Genomic DNA, 26,445 nt, shown 5'->3' on the forward strand with positions numbered 1-26,445 from the left:
CCGAGCAGATTTACCAGGAGGTACCCGTGCTGTCCGACGCGCAGCGGAGTGAACTCGCCGATGAATTGGCGCGCGCCGAACACGATCGGGTGGCCGTGCCGCCGCTGGTCGACCGGTACCCCGGCATCGACGTGGTCGACGCCTACGAGATCCAGTTGCTCAACATCCAGCGCAGACTGCGCGACGGCGCCCAGGTCGTCGGGCACAAGGTAGGGCTGTCGTCGAAGGCGATGCAGCAGATGATGGGCGTCGACGAACCCGACTACGGGCACCTGCTCGCCGAGATGGAAGTCTTCGAAGACGTCCCCGTCGACACCTCCCAGTACCTGCTGCCCCGCGTCGAGGTCGAGGTCGGATTCGTCCTGGGCAAGGACCTGCCCGGCGAGGACTGCACCGAAGCCGACGTGCTGGCCGCGACCGTCGCCTACGCGCCGGCGATCGAGTTGATCGATTCGCGGATCAACGACTGGAAGATCGGGTTGGTCGACACGATCTCCGACAACGCATCCTCGGCCGGGTTCGTCCTCGGTAAACAGCGGGTCGCCCCTTCGGATATCGACATCAAGGCCATCGACGCGGTCCTCACGCGCAACGGTGAGGTCGTCGCCGAGGGCCGCAGTGACGCGGTGCTCGGTGATCCGGTGATCGCGGTGGCCTGGTTGGCGCGCAAGGTCGCGACCTTCGGAGTGCGGCTCAAAGCCGGAGACATCGTGCTGCCCGGCTCCTGCACGCGCGCGATCGACGCCCGACCCGGCGACGACTTCCTCGCCGAATTCACCGGACTCGGTTCTGTCCGTCTGCGTTTCAGCTGAACCTAGGAGTATTTCGTGACAAGTAAAGTCACCGCCGCGATCGTGGGGTCCGGCAATATCAGCACCGATCTGCTGTACAAGCTGTTGCGTTCGGACAAGATCGAGCCGCGCTGGATGATCGGCATCGACCCGGACTCCGAGGGGTTGAAGCGCGCGAGTGGGCTCGGCCTGGAAACCTCCGCCGAGGGCGCGGACTGGCTGCTCGCCCTCGACGAGAAACCCGATCTGGTGTTCGAGGCCACCTCCGCCTACGTGCACCGTGCGTACGCGCCGAAGTACGAGGCCGCGGGCATCCGCGCCGTCGACCTCACTCCCGCCGCTGTCGGCCCGGCCGTGATTCCGCCGGTGAACCTGGATTCGCTGCGGGACGCGCCGAACGTCAACATGATCACCTGTGGTGGGCAGGCGACCATCCCCATGGTCGCGGCCGTTTCGCGGGTGGTGCCGGTGCAGTACGCCGAGATCGTGGCGTCGGTGGCGTCGGTGTCGGCCGGGCCCGGTACCCGCGCCAATATCGACGAGTTCACCAAGACCACCTCCAAGGGTGTCGAAACGATCGGTGGCGCCCAGCGTGGCAAGGCCATCATCATCCTGAACCCGGCCGAGCCGCCGATGATCATGCGCGACACCATCTTCTGCTCGATTCCCGAAGACGCCGACCGCGACGCCATCGCCGACAGCATCCTGCGGATGGAGAAGTCCATCCAGGAGTACGTGCCCGGCTACCGGTTGCTCAACGAACCCCAGTTCGACGACCCGTCGGTGGTGTCCGGCGGCATGGCGAAGGTGTCGATCTTCGTCGAGGTCGAAGGTGCGGGCGACTTCCTGCCTCCGTACGCGGGCAACCTCGACATCATGACCGCCGCCGCGACCCGCGTCGGTGACGTGCTGGCCGATCAGATCATCTCGGCTCGGGTGTAAGGAGTTTCCGCAATGAGCACAATCCTGAAGCCCTTCTCGGGCGAACTCGATGTCCGCGTCACCGATACCTCGCTGCGTGACGGGTCGCACCACAAACGCCACCAGTTCACGGTGGACGAGGTACGCAATATCGTTGCCGCCCTGGATGGTTCGGGTGTCCCGGTCATCGAGGTCACCCACGGTGACGGGCTCGGTGGGTCCTCGTTCAACTACGGGTTCTCCAAGACCCCCGAACAAGAACTCATCAAAGCCGCGGCCGAAACGGCCAAGCAGGCCAAGATCGCGTTCCTCATGCTGCCCGGTGTCGGCGTCAAGGAAGACATCAAGATCTCCCAGGACAACGGCGCCTCGATCTGCCGCATCGCGACGCACTGCACCGAAGCCGATGTCTCCATCCAGCATTTCGGTCTCGCCCGCGAACTCGGCCTCGAAACCGTCGGGTTCCTGATGATGGCACACTCCACCACCCCGGAGAAGCTGGCGAAGCAGGCGCGCATCATGGCCGACGCCGGTTGCCAGTGCGTGTATGTCGTCGACTCAGCCGGTGCCCTTGTGCTCGAACAGGTTTCGGACCGCGTGTCCGCCCTGGTCGCCGAGCTCGGTGACGATGCCCAGGTCGGTTTCCACGGCCACGAGAACCTCGGCCTGGCCGTCGCCAACTCCGTCTACGCGGTGCGCGCCGGAGCCACCCAGATCGACGGCTCGGCCCGCCGTTTCGGCGCGGGCGCGGGCAACCTCCCCGTCGAAGCGTTCATCGGGGTCTGCGACAAACTCGGCATCAAGACCGGCGTCGACTTCTTCGCCGTCACCGACGCCGCCGAAGACGTCGTCCGGCCCGCCATGCCCACCGAATGCCTCCTGGACCGCCAGGCCCTGATGATGGGCTACGCGGGCGTCTACTCCAGCTTCCTCCGCCACGCCGAACGCCAAGCCGAGCGCTACAACGTCTCCGCCGCCGAAATGCTCGTCCGCGCGGGCAAGCGCAAACTCGTCGGCGGCCAGGAAGACCAGCTCATCGACATCGCCCTCGAACTCCAACGCGAAGCCGCTTCGTCCTGACCACCCCCTATCCCGAAACGGCGTGACCCTTTCGGTCACGCCGTTTCGCTGTCTGCCCCGAGACGCGTCACCACCTGATCACCACGCTCTGGTGGCGGCATCGACCGAGAAGTCGCCGCCACCTGAGCGTGGTGATCTTGGTTCAGGGGCCGGAAACTCGCTGGACAAGGGGGATATAAGTGGGGGATGAGTGAAAACGGTCGGGCATTGTTCTGCGGCGGGGACTTGGCGGCACGGATCGAGCGGGTGGAGACCGCGGCGATCGTGGGGGCCGCTCGGGTCGGGATAGGGCGGGGAGTCGAGGGATTCGTCCGGGAGATCGGGGGCGGGGCGGCCTGTTTCGCGGGGGAGGGGTCGCCGTTGAACAAGGTGGTGGGGGTCGGGTTCGGTGGGGTGCCTTCGGTGGGGGAGTGGGAGGCGATCGAGGCGGCTTATGCGCGGGTCGGGTGTCCGGTGCAGGTGGAGTTGTCGCAGTTGGGTGAGGCGGGGATCGGGGAGGAGCTGACGGGGCGGGGGTATCGGTTGATGTCTTTCGAGAATGTGCTCGGGATGCGGTTGGACGGCGACGAGTTCGCCGTGCCGGACGGCGTGGAGGTGCGGCTCGATGCCGGGGAGGATCTCGGTGCGTGGCTCGATGTGGTGGTCGACGGGTTCGCCCATCCCGACGAAGGTCCGAACCACGAGGAATTCCCGCGCGAGGCGATTGCCTCGGTGATGCGAGATATGGCTTCGGCCAACGAGACCCGTCGCTACCTCGCCTACCGTGACGGGGTAGCGGCCGGTGGAGCGAGCCTGCGCACCGACGGTGGGATCGCGGCCCTCGCGGGCGCGGCCACTCTTCCGTCGCATCGACGACGAGGCGTCCAAACCGCCCTGCTCATAACACGTCTCAACGATGCGGCGAATGCCGGTTGTGATCTGGCGACAGTCACCACCGCGCCCGGTTCCAAGTCGCAGCAGAACGCGCAAGGCCGAGGATTCTCGCTCCTCTACACCCGCGCGATCCTGGTGAAAGAGCTCTGAAGACCACGCTGAGAGCGGTCGCGAGTCAGAGTGCGGTGAGGGCTTGGGCGACGCGGGCCGCCCGCTCTTGCGGCGTGGTGGCCTTGAGGATCGGGAGGAAGAGCCGATACCGATCCGAACGGCTGAGCGCCGCGTAAGCCGATGCCGCACGGGGTGATTCGGCGAGTGCCGCAGCCAGCTCCGCGGGGGTTTCGGCGGTGCTCTGCCGTTCGTAGGCTCCGGCCCAGCGCCCGTCGGCGACGGCCTCCTCGATCGCCGCGTAGCCGGCGGGCCGCATCCGGCCGGCCGCGATCAATGCCTCGGCCTTGGCGACATTGACCTGCGACCACGGGCTGTGGGCCCGTCGCGGCGAGTATCGCTGCAGGTAGTGATGCGCGTCGAGGGAACGCCGGTGGCTGTCGATCCAGCCGTAGCAGAGCGCGCCGTCGAGCGTCTCGGTGATCGTCACCGAGGGCTCCGGCGCGCCCTTCTTCGCGATCCGCACCCACACCTCGTCCGCCGAAGCGTGGTTCGCGGCCAGCCACGCCTCCCATTCGGTGGCGTCGGCGCAGGTGATGAATTCGATGCTCGCGTTCATGGGAACCATCTTGCTCGCCAAAATGCTCACCGAATGAGCAGTTTTACGACCAGGGTCGCCACCTTCCGCGCGGCAACGAAGGCCGTGGGTTGCCACTGGCGCCGCAGACAGTATCGGCACCCGGGTAACGAGCGCACCGGATGCCGGACAGCAGGCGCTGTGGCGGGTCCTATGTGGCGGCGAGGGCGGACAGCAGAGTGTGGGCGCTCTGTTTGGCCTGCTCGGTGCGGTGGGGTTCGTTCACACCTTGGAGGTGGAACGCCCAGTGAGCCTCGAACAGGCAGGCCAGGGCGTACGCGGTGACGGCAACCCGATCCGGTGATGCGGCCGGGTAGGCGGCACTGAGTTGTTGTTCGAGGCCGGGCAGCCATCGGTTCGTCCAGAGGTTCGTGAGACGTTGTCGCACAACGGGTTCCCGAGCCGCCAGTGCGACCAGTTCGCACCACACCACCAGATCGTCGCGATCGGCGTAGGCGCCGGGCTCGAACATGCGCGCCACCCGTTCCTCGACGGGCGCGTCGGCGCCGAGGCGCAGCAGGTTGTCGCCGTACTCGGCGACGGCGTCGGTGATGAACGCCTGCATGAGACCGTCGCGGCTACCGAAGTAGTGCAGCACCAGGGTGCGTTGCACACCTGCCGCCGTCGCGACCCGTGACAGCGTCGTATTCGCGAACCCGTCGGCGGCTACCACCGAGCGCGCCGCCCGCAGGATCTGCGCGATCCGCTCGGGGGCCTTGCTGGGGCGGCCGATTTTATTTACTGTCATGACAGTCAATATATTCGAAGGGGAGGCAGTGATGCGAGTTCTGGCACTGGGTGGGGCAGGGGAAATGGGGCGCGTCGCGGCGCGCGTCCTGCGCGGCGACGACAGGGTCACCGCGTTGACGGTCGCCGATCGTGACGAACGGGCGGCGCGCAAGGTCGCGGGGGAACTCGGTGCCGAAGCACGAGCGCTCGATGTCACCGACGGTCCGTCACTCGCCGCGGCATTGCGCGAGGCGGACCTCGTGGTGAACACCGTGGGTCCATACTTCCGCTTCGGCCCGCCGATCCTGACCGCCGCCATCGCCGCGGGTTGCGACTACATCGACATCTGCGACGACCCCCAACCCACCGCCGACATGCTCGAACTCGACGCCGAGGCGAAAGCGGCCGGAGTGACGGCGCTGCTCGGCATGGGCGCGAGTCCGGGCGTGGCGAACCTGCTCGCGGTCCGGGCGGGCGCCGAGCTCGATCGGGTCGACTCCCTGGTGACGGGTTGGAACATCCACTCGGCCCACACCGAGGAAAGCGCCGCGGCGACCGCCGCCGTCGTGCACGGCATGCGCCAGATCAGCGGGAACATCCCGGTGACCAGGGCGGGTGCGCGCGTCGAACGCCCTGCGCTGGAACGGTTTCGGCTCGAATACCCGGGACTCGGCGCCGGTGAGGGCCGCAGCTTCGGTCATCCGGAGGCGATCACGTTGCCGCTGGCTTTCCCCGGTGTCAAAGACTCGACCTCGGTGGTTGTCGCCGATCGTTCGACCTCGGCCGCGCTACTGGCACTGCGCTGGGCGATGAACCGCCGCCTGCTGACCGTCGATCGCGCGGCGCTCTTGGCCGCCTGCCTCGAACGCCTGCTCCCGGCCGACCCGGCAACTCTCGTCGCGGCCGGTGGACTGCCGCCGCTGTTCGCCATCGCCGAGGGGGAACGAGACGGCTCGCCCGCAAGGGTCGCCACTGCGCTGAGTCAGGTCCCCGGCCTGTCGATGGCCGACAACACCGGCGTCCCGTTGGCTGTCGGCGCGCTGCTGCTGGCCGCGAACCCACGTCCAGGGGTACACGCACCCGAAACGCTGATCGACCCGGACCAGTTCTTCGCCGCCTTCGCGACCCACTGCCTCGGCGCACCGGACCCCGCGGCGATGACGATCACCACCCGAAGCTGGGCAACCCCCGACAGCAACGCCGCGGCGCTGTCGTCCGCCCTGCTGACAGCCCTCATCGCGGCGCGCTGAGCCCGCGACGCACTGCGTCGGCACGCTCGACCCGGCCACGATGACTGTCACGACGACAAGCTGGGCTGTGCCCGAAGCCGACGACAAGGCGTCGTCGTCGGCCCTGATCGCGGCTGAGCCCACAACCGGGCGTCGCCGCTCGTACACGGCGGCGACGCGTGTTCACTCGAGCACAGGCGCCACCTACAACCAGGTGTCGAGGCTGGTGGTGGTGAGGAAGTGGTCCAGGTCGGCGCGCCAGGGGGCGGGGGTGGTCTTGTCCGGTTCGATGCCGGTGTACTGCCCACGGTAGAACAGCAGCGGGCGGCCGTTGGTCGTCGACTCCGATTCCGTCAGGGCCTGCACGCACCCGATGACGATGTAGTGGTCACCACCGTCGACCACCGAGTCGACGGTGCATTCGATAGTCGCCAATGAACCGTCGAGCACGGGCACACCCAGATCCGAGGTGTGCCACGGGACTCCGGCGAACTTGTCCGGTTCGCGGGAGCCGAAGCGGGCGCACGTCGGCTGCTGTTCCTCGGCGAGCACGTTCACACAGAACTTGCCCGCCGCCTCGATCGCCGCCCACGAGCGCGACCCCTTGGTGGGGCAGAACAGCACGAGCGGCGGATCGAGGGAGAGGGCGGCGAAGGACTGACAGGCGAACCCGATCGGCGCACCGTCGGGGTCGAGCGCGGTGATCACGGTGATGCCGGTGCAGAACTGTCCCAGCACATTACGGAATTGCCGGCCGTCGATCGCCGGTGTCTGTTCGGTCATGTCCCTCGCCGCCATTCCCTATTGCTGCTTGAATCCGACGGTGAAGTCGTGACCCCAGAGGCTGACCGCGGTGGATTCGCGGGCCGTCCAGTTGTCGTCGTCGACTTCCAGTCCCTCACAACCGAATTCGATGTCGAATCCGCCCGGCGTCTTCATGTAGAACGACAGCATCTTGTCGTTGATGTGCCTGCCGAGGGTGGCCGACATCTTCACCTTCTTGCGCAGGGCGCGGTCCAGGCAGAGGCCGACGTCGTCGGAGTTCTCCACCTCGACCATCAGGTGCACGATGCCGGTGGGATTCGGCAGCGGCAGGAACGCCAGCGCGTGGTGGCGCGGGTTGCAGCCGTAGAAACGCAGCCAGGCGGGGTCGCCGTCGGCGGGTCGCCCGACCATCTGCGGTGGCAGCCGCATGGAATCGCGCAGGCGGAAGCCGAGCACATCCTGGTAGAAGGCTTGCGCCGCGGCATCGTCGGTGCAGGTCAGCACCACGTGGCCGAGGCCCTGTTCGGCGGTGACGAACTTGTGGCCGTAGGGGCTCACGAAACGGCGACCCAGGTACTGCGCCCCGTAGAACGCCTCGAGGGTGTTCCCGGACGGGTCCTGGAACCGGATCATGCCCTCGACGCGGCGCTCGCCCAGTTCTTCCTTGGTCCCCTCGGTGTAGTCGACCCCGGCCTTGTCCAGGGTCTCCCGCAACTGCTGCAGGCCACGCGCGTCGGTGACCTCCCAGCCCGAGACCAGCAGCCGGTCCTGCTCGCCGGGGACGATCACCAGTCGCGCGGCGAAATCGTCCATGCGCAGGTAGAGGGCATCGGGGTTCAGCCCGGTGCCCTCCATCATGCCGAGCACCTTGAGACCGTACTCGCGCCAGGCCGCCATGTCGGTGGCCTCGATGCGCATGTAGCCCAGTGCGCGAATACTCATCACTTGCTCCCGAGGAAATCGAGTGTGAGCCGGTTGAACTCGTCGAACTTCTCCAGCTGCGCCCAGTGGCCGCAACCGCCGAACACGTGCAGCTGCACCCGGGGAATCACCTTGGTTGCTACGAGCGCGCCGTCGAGCGGGTTCACCCGATCCTCACGGCCCCAGATCAACAGCACCGGCTGACGCAGTTTGTAGGCGTCGCGCCAGAGCATGCCCTTCTCGAAGTCGGCGCTCGCGAAGGACTTGCCCATCGCGCGCATGGCCGCCAGCGATTCGGGGGTGCTCGCCTGGGCGAAGCGTTCGTCGATGAGCTCCTCGGTGACCAGCGACTGGTCGAAGACCATGATCCGCAGGAACTTCTCGAGGTTCTCCCTGGTCGGCGCGTAGCTGAACGCCGAGAGCAGCTTGACGCCCTCGGTGGGGTCGGGCGCGAACAGGTTGGTGCTCAACCCGCCCGGACCCATCAGCACGAGTTTGCCCGCGCGCGTGGGGTTGTCGAGCGCGAACCGCACCGAGGTGCCGCCGCCGAGCGAATTGCCGAGCAGGTGAACACGATCGGTGATCTCGAGATGATCGAGCAGCGCGAGCAACGCGGTGGACGCGTGCACGAAGTACTGCGGATGATCCACCGGCTTGTCGGACTTGCCGAATCCCGGCTGGTCCAAGGCGATCACATGGAAGTTCTCGGCCAGCACCGGAATGTTGCGGGCGAAGTTCGACCACGCCGAGGCGCCGGGTCCGCCACCGTGCAACAGCACGATAGTCGGACCGTTGCCGACGCCCGCTTCGTGATAGTGCAACTTCAACGAGGGGGTGACCTGCGCGAAGCGTGAGGTCGATGCGTAGGTGATCTCAGCGGTCTGGGTCATCGGCTACACCATGGCGTCGGTGACGGGCAGCCCGAACTCGTGCGTGCCGTACATCACGTAGGCGCGCTCGGGATCGTTGGCCGCGTGTACTCGTCCGGCATGCGCGTCACGCCAGAAGCGCTGCAGCGGAGTGCCGTTGGCCAGCGCGGTGGCGCCGGAGGACTCGAAGAGCTTGTCGATCGAGGCGATCACCCGGCCGGTGGCACGCACCTGGTCGCGCCTGGCCCGCACACGCAGGTCGAACGGCACTTCCTCGCCCGCGACCAGCAGCGCGTACTCCTCGGCCACATTGCCCGAGAGCTGACGCCAGGCGGCATCGATATCGCTGGCGGCCTCGGCGACGCGCACCTTGGCGAACGGGTCGTCCTTGGCGTTCTCACCCGCGTAGGCCGCGCGCACACGCTTGCCCTGATGCTCGACGTGTGCCTCGTAGGCGCCGTAACCCATGCCGACGATCGGGGTGGAGATGGTGGTGGGATGGATTGTGCCCCACGGCATCTTGTACACCGGATCGGGATTCTGCGCCAGGCCCGGCGAGCGGCCCTCGCTCATCGCGCGGAAGCTGAGGAAGCGGTGCGTCGGCACGAAGACGTCCTCCACCACAACGGTGTTGGAACCGGTGCCGCGCAGGCCGACCACATTCCACACGTCGTCGATGCGGTACTCCGAGCGCGGAATCAGGAAGCTGCCGAAGTCGACCGGCTTGCCGTTCTTGATGACGGGTCCGCCGAGCACTGCCCAGGTCGCGTGATCGGAGCCCGAGGACCACGCCCACGACCCGCGCACGATGTACCCGCCGTCGACCGCCTGGCCCATGCCCATGGGGGCGTACGACGAGGAGATCCGCACGTCGGTGTCCTCACCCCACACCTCTTCCTGTGCGGCCTGGTCGAACAGTGCGAGGTGCCAGTTGTGCACGCCGATGATGCCCGCCACCCAGCCCGTCGACCCGCAGGCACTGGCGATGCGGCGCACGGAGTCGTAGAAGACCACCGGGTCGGCGGCATGCCCGCCCCACTGCTTGGGCTGCAGCAGCCGGAAGAACCCGGTCTCCTGCAGTGCCTTCATGGATTCGTCGGGTATGCGGCGCAGGTCTTCGGCCTCCTGCGCGCGTTCGCGCAGCGTCGGCAGCAGCGCCTCGACCCGTTCGGTCACTTCTTGCGTCATTTCGCCAGCCCGTTCCTGCCCTGTCGGAATCGACAAACTGTTCTCGTTCGTCTCTGAGACTAGAACAGGTTCCCATTCCTGTCGAGAAGGGAATAACGCGGACAGCTAGCGTGAACCGGCCGTATTTTGTAACGTGTTCTAGTGAAGAAGGAGGGTTCGGGATGGCAGTCAACCCCAAGGTGAGAGAACTCGATGTCGGTACCACGCCGACCAGGTTCGCGCGCGGCTGGCACTGCGTCGGTCTCGCGAAGACGTTCCGCGACGGTAAACCGCACGCGGTCGAGATCTTCGGAACCAAACTCGTGATCTGGGCCGATACGTCCGACCAGCTCCGTGTGCTCGACGCCTACTGCAGGCATATGGGCGGCGACCTGAGCATGGGCTCGGTGAAGGGCGACGACATCGCCTGCCCGTTCCACGACTGGCGCTGGGGGGCGAGCGGCAAGTGCACCGCGATCCCCTACGGCCGCCGGGTGCCGCCGCTGGCGCGCACACGCAAGTGGACGACGCTGGAACGCAACGGTCAGCTGTTCGTCTGGCACGACCACGAGGGCAACGAACCGCCGCCCGAGGTCACGATCCCCCACATCGAGGGCGTGTACACCGACGCGGACGGCAATCCGAGCGAAACCCACGACAGCGGCTGGACCGACTGGACGTGGAACTCGCTGCTGATCGAGGGTGCGAACTGCCGCGAGATCATCGACAACGTCGTGGACATGGCGCACTTCTTCTACATCCACTACGCCTTCCCGACGTACTTCAAGAACGTCTTCGAAGGCCATGTGGCTACCCAGTTCCTGGAGACCAAGGGCCGCCCGGATATCGGCATGGCGGCCAAGCACGGCGGTGAGACGCTGCTCAAGTCGGAGGCGTCGTACTTCGGTCCGTCCTACATGATCAACCCGCTGATCAACATCTACAGCGGGTACGAGATGAAGGTGGTGCTGATCAACTGCCACTACCCGGTCACCCAGGACTCGTTCGTGCTGCAGTGGGGCCTGACCGTCGAGAAGCCCAAGGGCATCGACGACGAGACCGCGACCAAGCTGGCCAACACGATGACCACGTTCTTCGGCGACGGCTTCCTGCAGGACGTGGAGATCTGGAAGCACAAGTCCAAGGTCGAGAATCCGCTGCTGTGCGAGGAGGACGGCCCGGTCTACCAGCTGCGGCGCTGGTACGACCAGTTCTACGTGGACATCGCCGATGTCACCGAGAAGATGACCCAGCGCTTCGAGTTCGAGGTCGACACGACCAAGGCGAACGAGGCATGGGAGGCCGAGGTCGCCGAGAACCTGCGGCGCAAGGCCGAGGAAGCGGGCGTGTGACATGGCCGCCAGCTGGGCCAAGGCACCGGATTTCGCCGATCAGCCCGCCCGCCGGGCGGCGGTGCGGGCCCAGACCGCCCTCGACCAGCAACGGTATCTCGACGAAGGCCTGACGCCGCTGCGGTGTCAGGCCTGCGGCACCGAGGTGCTGGTGCGCAAGTACAGCGCGCACCAGACCTCGGTGCAGTGGACCGAGCGGCCCGACACGCGCTGTCCGGTCTTCGCCGAGCTGAGTTCCCACGGTGCCCGGCCCGGTCGGCCGGACACCTGTCCGTCGCTGCAGAAGACGATCGAGTGGGCGGTCGACGAGGGCGTGCTCGAGGTTCCCGAATAAAGCCTCAGTCGCCGACGGTGAGCGCCTGGGCTTCCTCGATGCTGTGCGGCGCGGGGTCGTGCTCGTCGATGTGGGCCAGGGCGCCGCGCCCGAGGAACAGGACGGTGACCCCGGCGGCGGTGCACGCCGCGCCGAGCCAGAACGGCAGGGACACGCTGTGCTCGCCGAGCTTGCCCGCCACCCAGGGCGCGGCCGCGCCGCCGGCGAACCGGACGAAGCTGTAGGCCGCCGACGCGGTCGACCGCTCGACCGGCGCGGAGATCATCACGGCCTCGGTGATGAGGGTGTTGTTCACGCCGAGGAACAGCCCGGCGACCACGACCCCGACGATCAGCACGATCTTGTGCTCGGCGTACAGCGCCATGAGCGCCAGGTCGGCGGCGAACAGGCCGAGGGACAGCCCCATCATCGGCAGCGTGCCGAAGCGCGCCTGCAGTCTCGGGGCGAGGAACACCGAGGCCACCGCGAGCATCACGCCCCACCCGAAGAAGATGAAACCGATCGCGTAGGTGCCCATGTCGAGGGGGAACGGCGTGTAGGCGAGCAAAGTGAAGAAGCCGAAGTTGTAGAGCAACGCGGTGATGCTGACGGTGAGCAGCCCGCGGTGCCGCAGCGCCTTGAACGGCGCGCTGATCGAGGTGGGGGTCGCGGGCTTGGGCAGTTCGGGCAGCAGCACGACGATCGCGACGAAGGCGACGGCCATCAGCACCGACACGCCGAAGAACGGCCCCCGCCAGCTGATTCCACCGAGTACCCCACCGAGCAGCGGTCCGGTCGCGATGCCGATGCCGAGGGCCGCCTCGTAGAGGATGATCGCCTTGGCGACGCCGCCCGTGGCCGCGCCGACGATGGTCGCCAGCGCCGTCGCGATGAACAGGGCGTTGCCGAGCCCCCACCCGGCACGGAAGCCGATGATCTCGCCGATGGTGCTCGACATGCCCGCCAGCGCGGCGAACACGATGATGATCGCCAGGCCCGACAGCAGGGTCTTCTTGGCGCCGAAGCGACTGGAGATGACGCCGGTGACCAGCATGGCGACGCCGGTGACGGCCATGTAGCTGGTGAACAGCAGCGAGACCTGCGAGGGGCTGGCGTTCAGCTGTTCGCCGATGGGTTTGAGGATGGGATCGACGAGGCCGATGCCCATGAACGCGATGACGCTGGCGAAGGCGACGGCCCAGACGGCTTTCGGCTGGCCGGTGGAGGTGGCCGCGGCGTCGTTGTCGCGAGTCAACGGAGAGATGCTCATGAGCGCTCCTGGTTGCTTCACTGGTGACCGCGGGCAACCGCGCGCAGGGCTGTCAGCAGGTCGTTCATGTCGGTGTCGAGCCGGATCAGCCGGTCGAGGTCGAAATCGGCGAGCCCGGGCGCCAAGGCGGCCGCGTAGGCGCGTCTGGCGCGGGTGAGGCGGTTCCGGCCCGCCGGGGTGAGTTCGACGCGCACTGCCCGCGAGTCCCTCGGGTCCTTGGTGCGGGTGGCGAATCCGTCGGCGACGAGCCGACCGAGCAGCGCCGTTGCCGCCGGTTGTGAGCATCGATCGATGCGGGCGAATTCGCTGACCCGTAGGCCGTCGTGCTCCTCGAGCACGGCGAGGGCGCGCAGCATCGCGCGGGGCAGGTCGTCGGAGCTGACCGCCCCGGCGAGCCGGGTGAGCCGACCGGCAGTGACCAACAGGTCGACCACGATGTCGTCTGCTGATGGCTGCTCGTTCTGCTGCACAGGAAAATTATTGCATAAGCTAACTATCTAAATCAGGCAGGTGCGTCGTGAAACGGGCCACAACGTACGAAACCCCAGCTCCGGGGGTCGGAGCTGGGGTTTCAGGAGGGCACGGTCAAGCGGCGACCGGACGGCGCGCGGTCCCGAACAGTTCCGCGGTGGCGTGGGCACGCTTGAAGTACAGGTGGGCGTCGTGTTCCCAGGTGATGGCGATCCCGCCGTGCAACTGGATGGTCTCGGCGGCCACCGTGCTGAACGCCTCGGTGCAGTAGGTGCGGGCCACCCACACGTCCTCGGCGGCCGAATCACTGCCCGCCGCCAGCGATCGGGCGGCCAGCAGCGCGGCCGATTCCGCCGATTCCACGAGCACGTACATATCGGCCATGCGGTGCTTGAGCGCCTGGAAGCTGCCGATCGGCCTGCCGAACTGCACGCGCGCGCTGGTGTATTCGACCGTCATCTCGAGGCAGCGGCGGGCCGCGCCGACCTGTTCGGCGGCCAGTGCCGCCCACGCGATGTCGCGCAGCCGGGTGCCCGGGTCGCCGAGCCTGGTCGCCGGGGTTTCGGTGAAGGTGATGCTCGCCAAGGCGCGGGTGTGGTCGAGTCCTGGAGTCGGCGTCACAGTGACACCTGCTGCGGTAGGGGAGGTTTCGAACAATCCGTCGGCGGTGAGTACGAGCAGGACGTCCGCTTGGGCGCCGTGCAGCACGTAATGCGCTGTCCCGCTGAGTGATCCGTCTTCCGCGCGAACGCCGTAGTCATCCCAACCTTGGGAATCCGCCCAGCACAGCGCGGCCGTGCGAGAGCCTTCGGCGAGATCGGGGAGCAGCCGCTCGCAAGCCTGCTCATCGCCGGCCAACAGGACGGCTTGGACACCGAGTACGGCCGAACCGAGCATCGGCACGCCGCTCAGCACCCGGCCCAATTCGCCGACGACCATGAGCGATTCGACGAGACTCGCGCCCACGCCGCCCCACTGCTCAGGCACCGCGAGGGCCGCGACCCCCACCTGCTCGCACAACAGCTGCCACAACTTCGGGTCGAACCCGAGGTCGCTGTCCATCGCCGCGCGAAGGGCTTCCGGAGTCGCGTGCTTGGCCAGCAGCGCCCGCACCGACGAGCGGAATTCGAGCAGTTCATTCGATGACATGGGATTCCTCGGCGAAGTCGGTGATGGAATGCGCACAGCCGGGCCGTGCCTCGGATCGCGTCGAACCCGGCCGCCACACGGGGTAGACGAGCTGTGCGCGCGAAAGGGTGGACATCATGTCGGGCACAACATCTCAGCTCGCTGCCGTCGCGCGGAGTGCGGCGGCAATCCTGGCGCGGTGGAATTCGGCCGTGCCCCAGGCGGTGCGCAGGGCCGCGACCCTGGTGAGCCACAGCGACAGGTCGCATTCGGCGGTGTAGCCGATGGCGCCGTGTACCTGCAGACCCGCCCGCGAGGCACGGTGGGCGGCATCGCCGCAGGCCACCAGCGCTGCCGAGACATCGCGGGCGCGGTCGGCGGAGTCGAGGGTGAGTGCGGCGCGGTACAGCAGCGGCTCCGCCAGGTCCAGCGCGATCCGCACATCCGCGAGCTGCTGCTTCACGGCCTGGAATTCGCCGATGACGCGGCCGAACTGCTTGCGCTGCTTGGCATAAGCGGTGGTCTGATCGAGGATTGCCCGGCCGGCACCGAGCAGTTGCGCGGCGCAGGCCAGCACACCCAGGTCGAAGGCGAAGTCGACGGCGTCCTCTGCCGCCTCCGCCAGCACCTCGTCGCGCAACGCTGCGAACAGCTTGCGCGCGGGATCGATCGACGCGATCACCGCCGCACTCTCGAACCGGCGCGCGCCGTGTTCGCCGGAGCGCTCAGCTGCGGCGGCCTGCGTAGGCGCCTCGTCGGGACGTGCGGGTCGACCTGTGGAGACGTGTGCATTACCGGCGACCAACACGAGGTCGGCGGTATCCGCGTCGAGCGCGACGGTGCGGCCGCCGTGCTCGAAGGCGATCGTGCCGAGCAGTTCACCACTCGCCACGGTCGGCAGCCAGCGCTCGGCCGCATCAGGGAGCTGTCGCAGCAGCGCCGGAATCACGGCGGCCGATTCGATCACCGGACCGGGTACGGCCGCGCGACCCAGCTCGACCAGGGCCACGACGAGATCGACCGCGGTCGCATCGGCGCCGCCGTGTTCCTCGTCCACGATCAAGCCGAACACGCCCATGTCCGCCACCTGCCGCAGGATCGCGCGGCCGGGAGCGGTGTCACCCGACGACCATGCGCGCACGGCGGCGGGCACCTGGCCCGCGTCGAAGATCTTGCGCAGCTCGGCCGCGAAGTCGAGCTGTTCGGTACTGAGCGCGAATCTCATCGCACATCTCCTGTCTTCGTGCGGTCGATGCGCTCTGTCTCGCCGGTCGTCGTCGCGCGGGCGGCGCGCGCATCACCCGGCCGCGCCGACCTGGCCGTGCGTACCTCGCCCGCGCGCTGCTCGAGCCTGAGTAAGAAGCGGGCGTTCATCGCTTGCTCTCCCGTGGCAGGCCGAGGAGGCGTTCGGCGATGATGTTGCGCTGGATCTCGTTGGTGCCCGCGTAGATCGGGCCCGCGAGGGAGAACAGGTAGCCGTCGGTCCACGAGCTGCGCTGCTCGGCGGCCGCTCCGAGCAGGTCGAGGCCTGTTTCGTGCATGGCGATGTCGAGGTCGGACCAGAAGACCTTGGTGATGGAGGATTCGGCGCCGAGCTGGCCGCCGTCCTGCAGGCGGGTGACCGTGCCGAATGTGTGCAGCCGGTAGGCCTCGGCTCCGAGCCAGGCGTCGACCACGGCGTTGCGGGCGGCGGTATCGGCGGGGTCGCAGGTCTGCTGCCACAGGTCGATCAGGCGTTGCGCGGTGGCGCTGAACCGGCCGGGGCTGCGCAGCGAGAGGCCACGCTCGTTGCTCGAGGTGGCCATCGCCACCCGCCAACCCTCGTTCGGTGCGCCGATCACGTCGTGATCGGGGACGAAGACGTCGTCGAGGAAGATCTCGGCGAAGCCGGGTTCGCCGTCGAGCTGGGGGATGGGCCGCACGCTCACGCCCTCGGCCGTCAGCGGGAACATCACGTAGGTCAGCCCGTGATGACGCTGCGCCTCGGGGTCGCTGCGGAACAGGCCGAAGGCCCAATCCGCGTAGGACGCACGGGAACTCCACGTCTTCTGGCCGTTGAGCACCCAGCCGCCCTCGGTGCGCCTGGCCGTCGAGCGCAGGCCCGCGAGGTCGCTACCAGCCTCGGGCTCCGACCAGGCCTGCGCCCAGATGTCCTCGCCGCGAGCCATTCTCGGCAGGATCCGGGCCAGTTGCTCCTCGGTGCCGTGCTCGAACAGCGTCGGTGCCAGCAGGAAGATGCCGTTCTGGGCCACCCGGCCGGGTGCGCCCGCCGCGTAGTACTCCTGCTCGAACAACACCCATTCGAGAATGGAGGCGTCACGCCCGCCGTACTCGCGCGGCCACGACACCGCCGAGAGCCGCGCCTCGGCCAGCGTCGCCTCCCATGCACGATGGGCCGCGAAGCCTTCCGCGGTATCCATGGAGGGCAGCGGTTCGCGTGGCACATGGGTGGCGAGGAATTCGCGCACCTCGAGCTGGAACTGTGTGGCTGCCTCGTCGATCTCGAGATCCATCTACTTCGACCCGTTCTGTTCGGCCGCGGCGGTCTTCATCGTCTTGGCGTTCATCCCGCCCAGCGAATCGGCGCCGACCTCGGCATTGTGCGCGTGCGCGAAATGGTGCAGTCCGAAGACCGAGTCCATGCCCGAGCGCATCCCCATCAGATCCTCGGCCTGGTTCACCGCCTTCTTGGTGAGCGCGAGCCCGAACTGCGGCATGGTGGCGATCTTCTCGGCGAGCGCGATGGTCTCGGCTTCCAGCTCCGCGCGCGGCACGACCCGGTTCACCATGCCCCACTCCTTGGCCTGCGCGGCCCCGAACCGGTCACCGGTGAACAGGAACTCCTTGGCCGCGCGCGGGCCCATCACCCACGGATGCGCGAAGTACTCCACACCCGGAATTCCCATGCGCACAACGGGATCGGAGAAGAAGGCGTCGTCGGAGCAGACGATCAGATCGCACACCCAGGCCAGCATCAGCCCACCGGCGATGCACGCGCCCTGCACCATCGCGATCGTCGGCTTGGGGATCTCGCGCCAGCGCCTGCACATGCCGAGATACACCTCGGTCTCGCGGGCGAACCGCTGGTCGCCACCGGTGCGGTCGACGTGGTCCCACCACAGCGCGGCCTTGTTCTCGTAGTGCGCGTCGTGGTCGCGGCCCGGTGTGCCGATATCGTGCCCGGCGCTGAAGTGCTTTCCGTTGCCGGCGAGCACGATCACCTTCACCGCGGCATCCTCGACCGCGCGCACGAACGCGGCGTCGAGGGCGTAGGTCATCTTCGAGTTCTGCGCGTTGCGGAAATCGGGCCGGTTCATGGTGATCACAGCCACCGGTCCGCGCACCTCGTAGGTGACGACCTCGGTTTCGGAACTCACGACTTCTCCTCACGTAGCTCGCGCTTGAGCACCTTGCCCGCCGCGCTGTAGGGCAGCCGGTCGCGGAACTCGACGAACCGGGGCACCTTGAAATTCGCCAGATGGGCGCTCGCATGGGCGATCACGTCGTCGGCGGTCAGGTTCGTGTCCGGCTTGCGGACGACGAACGCCATGCCGACCTCGCCCATCCGCTCGTCGGGCACCCCGATCACCGCGGACTCGGCGACACCGTCGAGACGGGCGAGGGTCTGCTCGATCTCGGCGGGGTAGACGTTGAATCCGCCGGTGATGTACATGTCCTTGAGCCGGTCGGTGATCTTGAGGTAGCCGCGGTCGTCCACCACGCCGATGTCACCGGTGTGCAGCCAGCCGTCGGCGTCGATCGCCTCGGCGGTGGCCTCGGGATCGTCGAGGTAACCGAGCATCACATTGGGGCCACGCAGCAGAACTTCACCGTTGTCGGCCAGGCGCAGTTCGAAGCCGGCGATGGGCTTGCCGCAGGTGTTGGCGATGGTCTCGGCGTCGTCGTCGGGGTCGCACATGGTGCCGAAGCCGGCGGTCTCCGACAGTCCGTAGGCGGTAATGACCACCTCGAAGTCGAGGTCGTCGCGCATCCGCTCGATCAGCACCACCGGCACGGTCGCCGCGCCGGTCACCGCGACGCGCAGCGAAGAGAGGTCACGCTCGCCGCGCTCGGGGTGGTCGAGGATGGTCTGGTAGATCGTCGGCGGGCCGGTGAGCACCGTGATCCGCTCGGACTCGACGAGGCGCAGCGCGGCCGGGACGTCGAATGTCGCCTGCGGCACGATCGTGGCCCCGGTGACCAGGCACGCGAGGATGCCCGCCTTGTAACCGAAGTTGTGGAAGAAGGGCGGGATCACCAGGTATCGGTCGCCCGCGCGCACGGTCGAGCAGGCGCACCAGGCACGCACCACATCCAGGGCCTGCCGGTGGGCGACCAGGGTGCCTTTGCTGCGGCCGGTGGTGCCCGAGGTGAAGAGGATGTCGGAGATGTCGTCGGGGGAGACCTGCGCCGCCCGCGCTTCGCCGTCGGCCTCGGTGACCCGCTCGGCCTCGGCGAGGAAATCGTCCCAGGTGAGCGAGCCGGTCCCGATGGCCGCGCCCGGCTCGACCGGGATGACGACAACCGTCGCGATGGTCGATTCCGGTGCTTCGGCGAGCAGTTCGGCCACCCGGTCGCGACCGAGGAACGGCCCGGCGACGAACAGCGCCTTCGCATCGACCCGGTTCAGCACGTCGGCCGCCTCGGCCGCCACGTACCGGGTGTTCAGCGGCACGAGCGCGGCACCGGCCGAATGCGCGGCGAGTGCGGCAACTACCCAGTGATGGGTATTGGGTGCCCACATGGCGACCCGGTCGCCGGGTTCGATGCCGCGGGCGATGAGCGCGCGCGCCGCGATCCGCACCTGGTCGAGCAGCTCTGCCCACGTCAGGCGGGTTTCGCCGTCGACGATGGCAGGCTCGTGCGGATACGCCGCGGCGGTCTGGCGCAGCGCCTGCGGGATGGTCTGTGCAGCGGGTGTCACGGGGTCCTCACCGTTGTGCGGTTCGCTGATCTTTACGAAGCAGCTAACAAAGCAAGTGCTTGGTAGGTTACTCTACCGTGGTGGGCGTGATCCAGACCGCAGATTCAGTTACCTCCGACGCGGAGTTCCGCGCGGAGATCCGGGAGTGGCTTGCCGAAAACCTCGCGGGCGAGTTCGCCGACCTGCGCGGTACCGGCGGGCCGGGCCGAGAACACGAGCACTTCGAGCGACGGCTGGCCTGGGATCGTCATCTCGCCGCCGCCGGCTGGACGTGCCTCGGCTGGCCGGTGGAGTACGGCGGCCGCGACGAGAGCGTCGCCAGACAGGTGATCTTCCACGAGGAGTACGCCAAGGCCGACGCGCCCGCGCGGGTCTCGCACGTGGGTGAGGAACTGCTCGGGCCGACCGTGCTCGCCTTCGGCACCGAGGAGCAGAAGAAGCGCTTCCTGCCCGGCGTCCGTTCGGTCGGCGAGCTGTGGTGTCAGGGCTACTCCGAGCCGGGCGCGGGTTCCGACCTGGCGGCCGTGTCGACGACCGCCCGCCTCGACGGCGACCAGTGGGTGATCAACGGCCAGAAGATCTGGACCTCGCTGGCCCATGTGGCCGACTGGTGCTTCGTGATCGCCCGCACCGAACGCGGGTCCACCCGTCATCACGGCCTGTCCTACCTGCTCGTCCCGATGAACCAGCCGGGCATAACCGTTCGCCCGATCCAGCAGCTCACCGGCACTTCGGAATTCAACGAGGTGTACTTCGACGACGCCCGCACCGACGCGGACCTGGTCGTCGGTGCGCCCGGGGACGGCTGGCGAATCGCCATGGGCACCTTGACCTTCGAGCGTGGCATCTCCACTCTCGGCCAGCAGATCCGCTTCGCCCGCGAACTCACCGACATCGAAGACCTCGCCCGCCGCACCGGCGCCGCCGACGACCCGCTGATCGCCGCGCGTTTCGACCGCGCCTGGGTGGGCCTGCGGGTGCTGCGCGCCCACGCGCTGCGCACCATGAGCGACGAGAACGACGCGGGCGGGGCGTCGGTGTCGAAGTTGTTGTGGGCCAACTGGCATCGCGATCTCGGCGAGCTCGCCATGGCGGTGCAGGGTGCCGCCGGTCTGGTGATCCCCGACGACGACATGACCGCCTGGCAGCGGCTGTACCTGTTCAGCCGCGCCGACACCATCTACGGAGGTTCGAACGAAGTGCAGCGCAACATCATCGCCGAGCGGGTGCTCGGTCTGCCGCGCGAGGCCCGACCGTGACCGGCCCGCTCGCCACCCCGCCCGCGCCCATCCCCGGCCACGGTCTGCTCACCGGCCGCAAGGGCGTCGTCACCGCCGCCGCCGGTACCGGCATCGGCTCGGCCACCGCCCGCAGGCTCCTGTCCGAGGGTGCCGATGTGGTGGTATCCGATTGGCACGAGCGGAGATTGGGTGAAACCGCCGAACTGCTCGCCAAGGAATTCCCGGAGCGCACCGTCGGTGCCGTGGTGTGCGATGTGCGCGACACCGCCCAGGTGAATCAGCTGCTCACCCACGCTGCCGCCGAACTCGGTCGCATCGACATCATGATCAACAATGCCGGCCTCGGCGGCGAGACCCCCGTGGTCGACATGACCGACGAGCAGTGGGACCAGGTCCTCGACATCACCCTCACCGGCACCTTCCGCTGCACGCGCGCGGCGCTCGGCTACTTCCGCGACGCGGGTCACGGCGGGGTGATCGTCAACAACGCCAGCGTGCTCGGCTGGCGAGCCCAGCACGGCCAGGCGCACTACGCCGCGGCCAAGGCGGGGGTGATGGCGCTGACCAGGTGCAGCGCGATCGAGGCCGCCGAGTTCGGGGTGCGCATCAATGCCGTCGCGCCGAGCATCGCGCGGCATCCGTTCCTGGACAAGGTCAGCTCATCCGAACTGCTCGACAACCTCAGTGAGCGTGAGGCTTTCGGGCGCGCGGCCGAGCCCTGGGAGGTCGCGGCGACGATCGCCATGCTGGCCAGCGACTACACCTCGTACCTGACCGGTGAGGTGGTTTCCGTGAGTAGTCAGCGCGCATGACGGCAGCAGCGTGCCAAGCAAGTGCTTGGTTGTACGATGTCTAGGGTGACCGCACCCGACACCGCGAAACGCACCCGCCGCGACGAACTGCTCGCCCTCGCCGCCGACCTGTTCGCCGAGCGCGGCCTGCGCGCCACCACGGTGCGCGATATCGCCGATTCGGCAGGCATTCTCTCGGGCAGTCTCTACCACCATTTCGATTCCAAGGAATCGATGGTCGACGAGATCCTGCGCGGCTTCCTCGACGACCTGTTCGGCCGCTATCGCGAGATCGCGGCCGCCGGGCTCAGCTCGCGGGCGACCCTCGAGGCCCTGGTCCTCGCCTCCTACCAGGCGTTCGACCGTCATCACGCCGCCGTCGCGATCTACCAGGCCGAGGCCAAGAACCTGCGTGACGTGGAGCGTTTCGGCTACATCCGTGACTTCAACACCGAGTTCCGCGACCTGTGGCACCGGGTGCTCGCCGCCGGTGTCGCCGACGGCAGCTTCCGGCCCGAACTCGATGTGGAACTGGCCTTCCGCTTCCTGCGCGACACCGTGTGGGTCGCGGTCCGCTGGTACACCCCCGGCGGCCCCATCACCGTGAAAAACCTTGCCTCGCAATATCTGACCATCGTGCTCGACGGGCTCACCGTGCCCGCGAGCGACGCGCCTTAGGAGTACCCCATGACCGCACCCGCCGAGCGCCGCCCCTACACCCCGTTGCGGGAGGCCTATGTGATCGATGCGGTGCGGACCGCTGTCGGCAAGCGTGGCGGCGCGCTGGCCGGTGTGCACCCGGCCGACCTCGGCGCCGCCGCACTGCGCGGACTCGTCGAGCGCACCGGTATCGACCCGGCTGTCGTCGACGACGTGATCGTCGGCTGTGTCGACAACATCGGCCCGCAGGCAGGCAATATCGGTCGCACGATGTGGCTGACCGCGGGTTTCCCGGAGGAGGTTCCCGGTGTCACCGTCGACCGGCAGTGCGGTTCCAGTCAGCAGGCCATCAATTTCGGCGCCCAGGCGATCATGAGCGGCACCGCCGAGGTGATCGTCGCGGGCGGTGTGCAGAACATGAGCGCGATCCCGATCTCGGCGGCCATGCTCGCGGGCAAGGAGTACGGATTCGACTCGCCCTTCGTCGGCGCCACCGGCTGGGATCAGCGCTACGGCACCGGCGAGGTCTCGCAGTTCCGTGGCGCCGAGCTGATCGCCGAGAAGTGGGGCATCAGCCGCGAGGACATGGAGCAGTGGGCGCTGCGCAGCCATCAGCGGGCGCGGGCGGCCATCGCCGAGGGCCGCTTCGAGGCCGAGATCGTGCCGGTCGGTGACTTCGCCGTCGACCAGGGCCCGCGCGAGACCAGCCTCGAGAAGATGGCCACGCTGCAACCGCTGAGCGAGGGCAGCCCGCTCACCGCCGCCGTGGCCAGCCAGATCTCCGACGGTGCGAGCGCGACGTTGCTCGCCTCGGAGTGGGCCGTCGAGGAGTACGGGCTCACCCCGCGGGCGCGCATCCATCACGTCAGCGCGCGCGGCGCCGACCCGATCTTCATGCTCAGCGCGCCCATTCCGGCCACTCAGTGGGCGCTGGCGAAGACCGGGCTCACCATCGACGACATCGATGTCATCGAGATCAACGAGGCGTTCGCGCCGGTGGTGCTGGCCTGGATCAAGGAGATCGGCGCCGATCCGGCGAAGGTCAATGTCAACGGCGGTGCCATCGCCCTCGGTCATCCGCTCGGCGCGACCGGCGCGAAGCTGTTCGCCACCCTGCTGCACGAGCTCGAGCGGGTGAACGGCCGCTACGGTCTGCTCACCATCTGTGAGGGCGGCGGCACCGCGAACGTCACCATCATCGAACGGCTCGGCGCGGGCGAGTAATTCGCCGCGACGCCGACGACGGCCCGGTACCGGACACTCCGGTACCGGGCCGTCGTGCGTCGGCGGACTTGCGGGTGATGGGCCGGTCGTCGAGACTGAACGGTTGCTCTCCCGGCGCCACCGCGATAACACGTTGGCGCAGTGGGTAAGCCATGTGCTGAAGCGGTGCCGGTCAGGTACTGCTCGTGGAAACAGGGAACAGGAATTTCGAATGGGTTACCCACAACCGCCCAACCCGTATCAAGGTCGGCCAGGTCAGCCGATGCAGCCTGGTCAGCCGTATCCGGGCCAGCCGATGCCGGGTCAGCCCTACCCGCAAGGTCAGCCGATGCAGGGACAGCCCTACCCACAGAGTCAGCCTTACCCGCAGGGACAGCCCTACTCGCAGGGGCAGCCGTACCCGCAGGGACAGCCGTACGGCGCGCCCGGTGGTTACGGGCAGCCGCCGCGCCGGTCGGGCGGCGGCGGCAAGATCGTTCTCATCCTCGGCGGTCTGGTCGTACTGGTCGCGATCGCGGTCGGCGCGATCTACATGTTCGCCGGTGGTGGCGGTCCTCTCGGCGGTGGCGGTTACGACACCCCGCGCGCGGCGGCGCAGGCCTGGGTCGACAAGGAGGGCGAACTCGAAGACCTGGTGTGCGCCTCCGATCGTGACGAGATCGCTAAGTACGAGAACCAGGCCACGCCGACCAAGGCACCGTCGGGCGGCGGTGCACCGAGCGTCACGACGACGCTGAAGAGCGTGGATGTCGCCTCCGGCAGCAAGTCCGGGACGTTCACCACGGCGATGAGCATGACCATTCTCGGCCAGAGCACGACTTCGACCGCGACCTACAAGCTGGTCGAGGAGGACGGCGGCTGGCGGGTGTGCGGAATCCTCAACCCGACCATCGAAACGGAGTGAATGCGGCGGGTCGGTCCCATCGGACCGACCCGGTCGCCGCCTCTCCTGCTCCGAGGGCGTCGGGCACCGGGCCTACGATGGGAGCGGTGAAGGTGCTCGGCGCGTGCCCACTCGACTGTCCTGATGCCTGCTCGTGGGTGGTGACGGTCGAGGACGGCGTCGCGACCGGCCTGCGCGGCAACAAGGAACACCCGGTCACGCGCGGTGCGCTGTGCGTGAAGGTGAACCGTTACCTGGAGCAGGTCGGCGCGCCGAACCGGCTCAGGTATCCGTTGCGCCGGACGGGTCCCAAGGGTTCCGGGCGGTTCGAGCGGATCAGCTGGGACGAGGCGCTCGACGAGATCGCCACCCGGCTCACCGGCATCATCGACGAATACGGAGCCGAGGCGATCTGGCCGTTCCACGGCACCGGCAGCCTCGGCTACCTTCAGGGCCTCGAGGGGTATCCCGGCCGCCGCATGTTCAACGTGCTCGGCGCCTCCCACCATGCGGCGACCATCTGCTCGGTCGCGGGCAGCGCGGGGCTGAGCTACACCCTCGGCACCTCCGGCGGCATGGACCCGGAGGACTTCGCGAAATCGAAGCTGATCCTGCTGTGGGGCACCAACCCGCTCACCTCCGGTCATCACCTGTGGAAGTTCGTGCAGGACAGCGGCGCCTACCTGGTCGCGATCGACCCGGTGCGCACCAAGACCGCCGAACGCTGCGACGAACACCTCGCACCCCTGCCCGGCACCGATGCCGCCCTGGCGCTCGGCCTGCTGCACGTGGTGGTCTCGCTGGGTGCCGAGGACACGGAGTTCATCGCCGAGCACACCGAGGGCTGGCCCGAATTCCGTGAGCGCATCATGGAGTTCACCCCGGAGCGGGTGGCCGCGATCACCGGCCTCGAGTGCGAACAGATCGTCGCGCTCGGTGAACGGATCGCGGGTACCAGGCCGACCGCGATCCGCGCCTCCCAGGGCATGCAGCGCCACGCCGGTGGCGGGATGGCGCTGCGGGTGCTCGGCTGCCTGCCCGGCGTCACCGGTGACTGGGCGATTCCCGGAGGCGGCCTGCACTATTCGACGAGCGGGCACTTCGAACTCGACCTGCCAGCCCTGGTCCGCGACGATCTGCTCCCGCACCCGGTGCGCACCCTGTCGATGACCAGGCTCGGTGAGGCCTTGCTCGACGTCGACGACCCGCCGGTGCAGGCGCTGTTCGTGATCGGCGCGAATCCGGTCGGTTCCAATCCGGATCAGCGCCGGGTGATCGAAGGCCTGTCACGCGAAGACCTGTTCACCGTGGTGCTGGAGCATTTCGCCACCGACACGGTCGATTACGCCGACATCGTGCTCCCCGCGACCATGCAACCCGAGCACCTCGACGTGATCGCGGGCTACGGCCACCTGTACCTGGTGTGGAACGAGCCCGCCGTCGAGCCGCCGGGCGAATGCCTTTCCACCACAGAGACTTTCCGCCGACTGTCCCGTCGCCTCGGACTCACCGAACCGGCGCTGTACGAATCGGACGAGGAACTGGCCCGTCAGCTGCTGAAGGGCCACGATCTGGACCGGTTGCGCGCCGACGGCTTCTTGAAGGTGCAGCCGGGACCCGTCCCCGCGGGAAAACTCCAGTTCGTCTCTCCACGAGCGCAATTCGCAGGTCACGACCCGCTACCGACCTACACCCCACCCGCCGACCCCGGCGACGGACTCGTGCTGATTTCCGCCGCCTCGCACTACTTCCTGAACACCACCTTCGGCGCCAACCCCGAATTGCGCCGCCGCGCAGGCGAAACCCGCATCACGCTCCATCCCGATGATGCCGCCGCGCGCGGAATCGCCGACGGCGCCCCGGTGTCGGTCGTCAACGCTCGCGGTTCCTTCGAGGCGATCGCCGAGGTATCCGACCGTGTCAGACCCGGCGTAGCGGGTACCACGAAGGGACGCTGGGCCAAGGATTCCGGCGGCGCGACCGTCAACGCCACGATCGCCGAACGCGACGCCGACTTCGGTGGCGGCGCGGTCTTCCACGACAACCGGGTGGAGGTGGTACCCCGCTGATACGAACCGCACGCGATCACCGACGAAAG

The 26,445-nt window shown here is 68.0% G+C and carries 26 protein-coding genes; 13 read left to right on the top strand and 13 right to left on the bottom strand.

All coding sequences use genetic code 11. The features are described 5' to 3' along the window. Window positions 1-26: 26 nt before the first annotated feature. The 4 genes from NCO8_RS16495 to NCO8_RS16510 all read left to right on the top strand — a co-directional run bounded on the left by NCO8_RS16495 (window position 27) and on the right by NCO8_RS16510 (window position 3,815). Entirely contained in the window at window positions 27-812 is a 786-nt protein-coding gene (locus tag NCO8_RS16495) for a 2-keto-4-pentenoate hydratase (protein WP_067640635.1), read from the top strand. Between the two features lie 15 nt (window positions 813-827). Next, window positions 828-1,733 (top strand): acetaldehyde dehydrogenase (acetylating), encoded by a 906-nt coding sequence (locus tag NCO8_RS16500; RefSeq protein ID WP_067495595.1) that lies wholly within the window; start codon window positions 828-830, stop codon window positions 1,731-1,733. 12 nt (window positions 1,734-1,745) lie between these two features. Continuing rightward, entirely contained in the window at window positions 1,746-2,792 is a 1,047-nt protein-coding gene (gene dmpG / locus NCO8_RS16505; RefSeq protein ID WP_067640636.1) for a 4-hydroxy-2-oxovalerate aldolase, read from the top strand. A 186-nt stretch (window positions 2,793-2,978) separates the two neighbouring features. Further along, window positions 2,979-3,815 (top strand): GNAT family N-acetyltransferase, encoded by an 837-nt coding sequence (locus tag NCO8_RS16510; RefSeq protein WP_067640638.1) that lies wholly within the window; start codon window positions 2,979-2,981, stop codon window positions 3,813-3,815. A gap of 25 nt (window positions 3,816-3,840) precedes the next feature. On the opposite strand, the gene NCO8_RS16515 is transcribed toward NCO8_RS16510, so the two are convergent. Further along, window positions 3,841-4,392 carry a YdeI/OmpD-associated family protein gene (locus NCO8_RS16515; protein WP_067640640.1) on the bottom strand — a complete coding sequence of 184 codons (552 nt, stop codon included), beginning with the start codon at window positions 4,390-4,392 and terminating at the stop codon, window positions 3,841-3,843. Window positions 4,393-4,561: 169 nt separating this feature from the next. Continuing rightward, window positions 4,562-5,158 carry a TetR/AcrR family transcriptional regulator gene (locus NCO8_RS16520; protein WP_067640642.1) on the bottom strand — a complete coding sequence of 199 codons (597 nt, stop codon included), beginning with the start codon at window positions 5,156-5,158 and terminating at the stop codon, window positions 4,562-4,564. Between the two features lie 31 nt (window positions 5,159-5,189). On the opposite strand from NCO8_RS16520, the gene NCO8_RS16525 reads away from it, so the two are divergent. After that, a complete protein-coding gene (locus NCO8_RS16525; RefSeq protein ID WP_067640644.1) occupies window positions 5,190-6,389 on the top strand; it encodes a saccharopine dehydrogenase family protein in 1,200 nt (399 codons plus the stop codon). A 183-nt stretch (window positions 6,390-6,572) separates the two neighbouring features. Here the strand turns inward: NCO8_RS16525 and hsaB are convergent, their stop codons facing one another. From hsaB to hsaA, 4 genes are read right to left on the bottom strand one after another with little or no spacing between them, the layout of a single operon-like run. Next, the gene (gene hsaB, locus NCO8_RS16530) at window positions 6,573-7,151 is read right to left on the bottom strand and encodes a 3-hydroxy-9,10-secoandrosta-1,3,5(10)-triene-9,17-dione monooxygenase reductase subunit (protein WP_157104943.1); all 579 of its coding nucleotides are present in this window, start codon (window positions 7,149-7,151) and stop codon (window positions 6,573-6,575) included. 18 nt (window positions 7,152-7,169) lie between these two features. Beyond that, on the bottom strand, window positions 7,170-8,078 hold the full coding sequence (gene hsaC / locus NCO8_RS16535; RefSeq protein WP_157102172.1) for an iron-dependent extradiol dioxygenase HsaC: 909 nt from the start codon (window positions 8,076-8,078) through the stop codon (window positions 7,170-7,172). Next, window positions 8,075-8,944, bottom strand: a complete 870-nt coding sequence (gene hsaD / locus NCO8_RS16540) for a 4,5:9,10-diseco-3-hydroxy-5,9,17-trioxoandrosta-1(10),2-diene-4-oate hydrolase (RefSeq protein WP_067640648.1) — start codon at window positions 8,942-8,944, stop codon at window positions 8,075-8,077. The genes hsaC and hsaD overlap by 4 nt, the downstream gene beginning before the upstream one ends. 3 nt (window positions 8,945-8,947) lie before the next feature. Then, entirely contained in the window at window positions 8,948-10,111 is a 1,164-nt protein-coding gene (gene hsaA / locus NCO8_RS16545; RefSeq protein ID WP_067495573.1) for a 3-hydroxy-9,10-secoandrosta-1,3,5(10)-triene-9,17-dione monooxygenase oxygenase subunit, read from the bottom strand. Window positions 10,112-10,272: 161 nt separating this feature from the next. Between hsaA and NCO8_RS16550 the strand changes: the two genes are divergently transcribed. Next, window positions 10,273-11,442, top strand: coding sequence for a 3-ketosteroid-9-alpha-monooxygenase, oxygenase component (locus NCO8_RS16550; protein WP_067640650.1), 1,170 nt, complete (start codon window positions 10,273-10,275; stop codon window positions 11,440-11,442). A gap of 1 nt (window position 11,443) precedes the next feature. Then, window positions 11,444-11,776 (top strand): hypothetical protein, encoded by a 333-nt coding sequence (locus NCO8_RS16555; RefSeq protein WP_067495569.1) that lies wholly within the window; start codon window positions 11,444-11,446, stop codon window positions 11,774-11,776. A 4-nt stretch (window positions 11,777-11,780) separates the two neighbouring features. Here NCO8_RS16555 and NCO8_RS16560 read toward each other — a convergent pair whose 3' ends face one another. The 7 genes from NCO8_RS16560 to NCO8_RS16590 form a co-directional block, all read right to left on the bottom strand. After that, the gene (locus NCO8_RS16560) at window positions 11,781-13,025 is read right to left on the bottom strand and encodes an MFS transporter (RefSeq protein ID WP_067640651.1); all 1,245 of its coding nucleotides are present in this window, start codon (window positions 13,023-13,025) and stop codon (window positions 11,781-11,783) included. Between the two features lie 17 nt (window positions 13,026-13,042). Next, window positions 13,043-13,495, bottom strand: a complete 453-nt coding sequence (locus tag NCO8_RS16565) for a MarR family winged helix-turn-helix transcriptional regulator (protein WP_067640653.1) — start codon at window positions 13,493-13,495, stop codon at window positions 13,043-13,045. A gap of 115 nt (window positions 13,496-13,610) precedes the next feature. Continuing rightward, entirely contained in the window at window positions 13,611-14,645 is a 1,035-nt protein-coding gene (locus NCO8_RS16570) for an acyl-CoA dehydrogenase family protein (RefSeq protein WP_067640654.1), read from the bottom strand. Window positions 14,646-14,778: 133 nt separating this feature from the next. Continuing rightward, window positions 14,779-15,849 carry an acyl-CoA dehydrogenase family protein gene (locus tag NCO8_RS16575; protein ID WP_067640656.1) on the bottom strand — a complete coding sequence of 357 codons (1,071 nt, stop codon included), beginning with the start codon at window positions 15,847-15,849 and terminating at the stop codon, window positions 14,779-14,781. Window positions 15,850-15,994: 145 nt separating this feature from the next. Next, window positions 15,995-17,137 (bottom strand): acyl-CoA dehydrogenase family protein, encoded by a 1,143-nt coding sequence (locus NCO8_RS16580; protein ID WP_067495539.1) that lies wholly within the window; start codon window positions 17,135-17,137, stop codon window positions 15,995-15,997. Continuing rightward, window positions 17,138-18,001: an enoyl-CoA hydratase gene (locus NCO8_RS16585; RefSeq protein WP_067640657.1), complete on the bottom strand. Its 864-nt coding sequence runs from the start codon at window positions 17,999-18,001 to the stop codon at window positions 17,138-17,140. After that, window positions 17,998-19,548 carry a FadD3 family acyl-CoA ligase gene (locus NCO8_RS16590; RefSeq protein WP_067640658.1) on the bottom strand — a complete coding sequence of 517 codons (1,551 nt, stop codon included), beginning with the start codon at window positions 19,546-19,548 and terminating at the stop codon, window positions 17,998-18,000. Before NCO8_RS16590 ends, NCO8_RS16585 begins: the two co-directional genes overlap by 4 nt. Window positions 19,549-19,628: 80 nt before the next feature. Between NCO8_RS16590 and NCO8_RS16595 the strand changes: the two genes are divergently transcribed. From NCO8_RS16595 to NCO8_RS16620, 6 genes are all read left to right on the top strand, one after another. Continuing rightward, window positions 19,629-20,807 carry an acyl-CoA dehydrogenase family protein gene (locus NCO8_RS16595; RefSeq protein ID WP_067640659.1) on the top strand — a complete coding sequence of 393 codons (1,179 nt, stop codon included), beginning with the start codon at window positions 19,629-19,631 and terminating at the stop codon, window positions 20,805-20,807. Continuing rightward, window positions 20,804-21,601: an SDR family oxidoreductase gene (locus tag NCO8_RS16600; protein WP_067640661.1), complete on the top strand. Its 798-nt coding sequence runs from the start codon at window positions 20,804-20,806 to the stop codon at window positions 21,599-21,601. Before NCO8_RS16595 ends, NCO8_RS16600 begins: the two co-directional genes overlap by 4 nt. 45 nt (window positions 21,602-21,646) lie before the next feature. Further along, a complete protein-coding gene (locus NCO8_RS16605; RefSeq protein WP_084457240.1) occupies window positions 21,647-22,258 on the top strand; it encodes a TetR/AcrR family transcriptional regulator in 612 nt (203 codons plus the stop codon). Between the two features lie 45 nt (window positions 22,259-22,303). Next, window positions 22,304-23,464 (top strand): acetyl-CoA C-acetyltransferase, encoded by a 1,161-nt coding sequence (locus tag NCO8_RS16610; RefSeq protein WP_067640847.1) that lies wholly within the window; start codon window positions 22,304-22,306, stop codon window positions 23,462-23,464. Window positions 23,465-23,675: 211 nt separating this feature from the next. Further along, the gene (locus tag NCO8_RS16615) at window positions 23,676-24,368 is read left to right on the top strand and encodes an Rv0361 family membrane protein (RefSeq protein ID WP_157104944.1); all 693 of its coding nucleotides are present in this window, start codon (window positions 23,676-23,678) and stop codon (window positions 24,366-24,368) included. 77 nt (window positions 24,369-24,445) lie between these two features. Then, window positions 24,446-26,416: a molybdopterin-containing oxidoreductase family protein gene (locus NCO8_RS16620; protein ID WP_067640666.1), complete on the top strand. Its 1,971-nt coding sequence runs from the start codon at window positions 24,446-24,448 to the stop codon at window positions 26,414-26,416. The last annotated feature ends 29 nt before the right edge of the window (window positions 26,417-26,445 follow it).

The organism is Nocardia coubleae NBRC 108252 (assembly GCF_001612805.1).
GTDB lineage: Bacteria > Actinomycetota > Actinomycetes > Mycobacteriales > Mycobacteriaceae > Nocardia > Nocardia coubleae.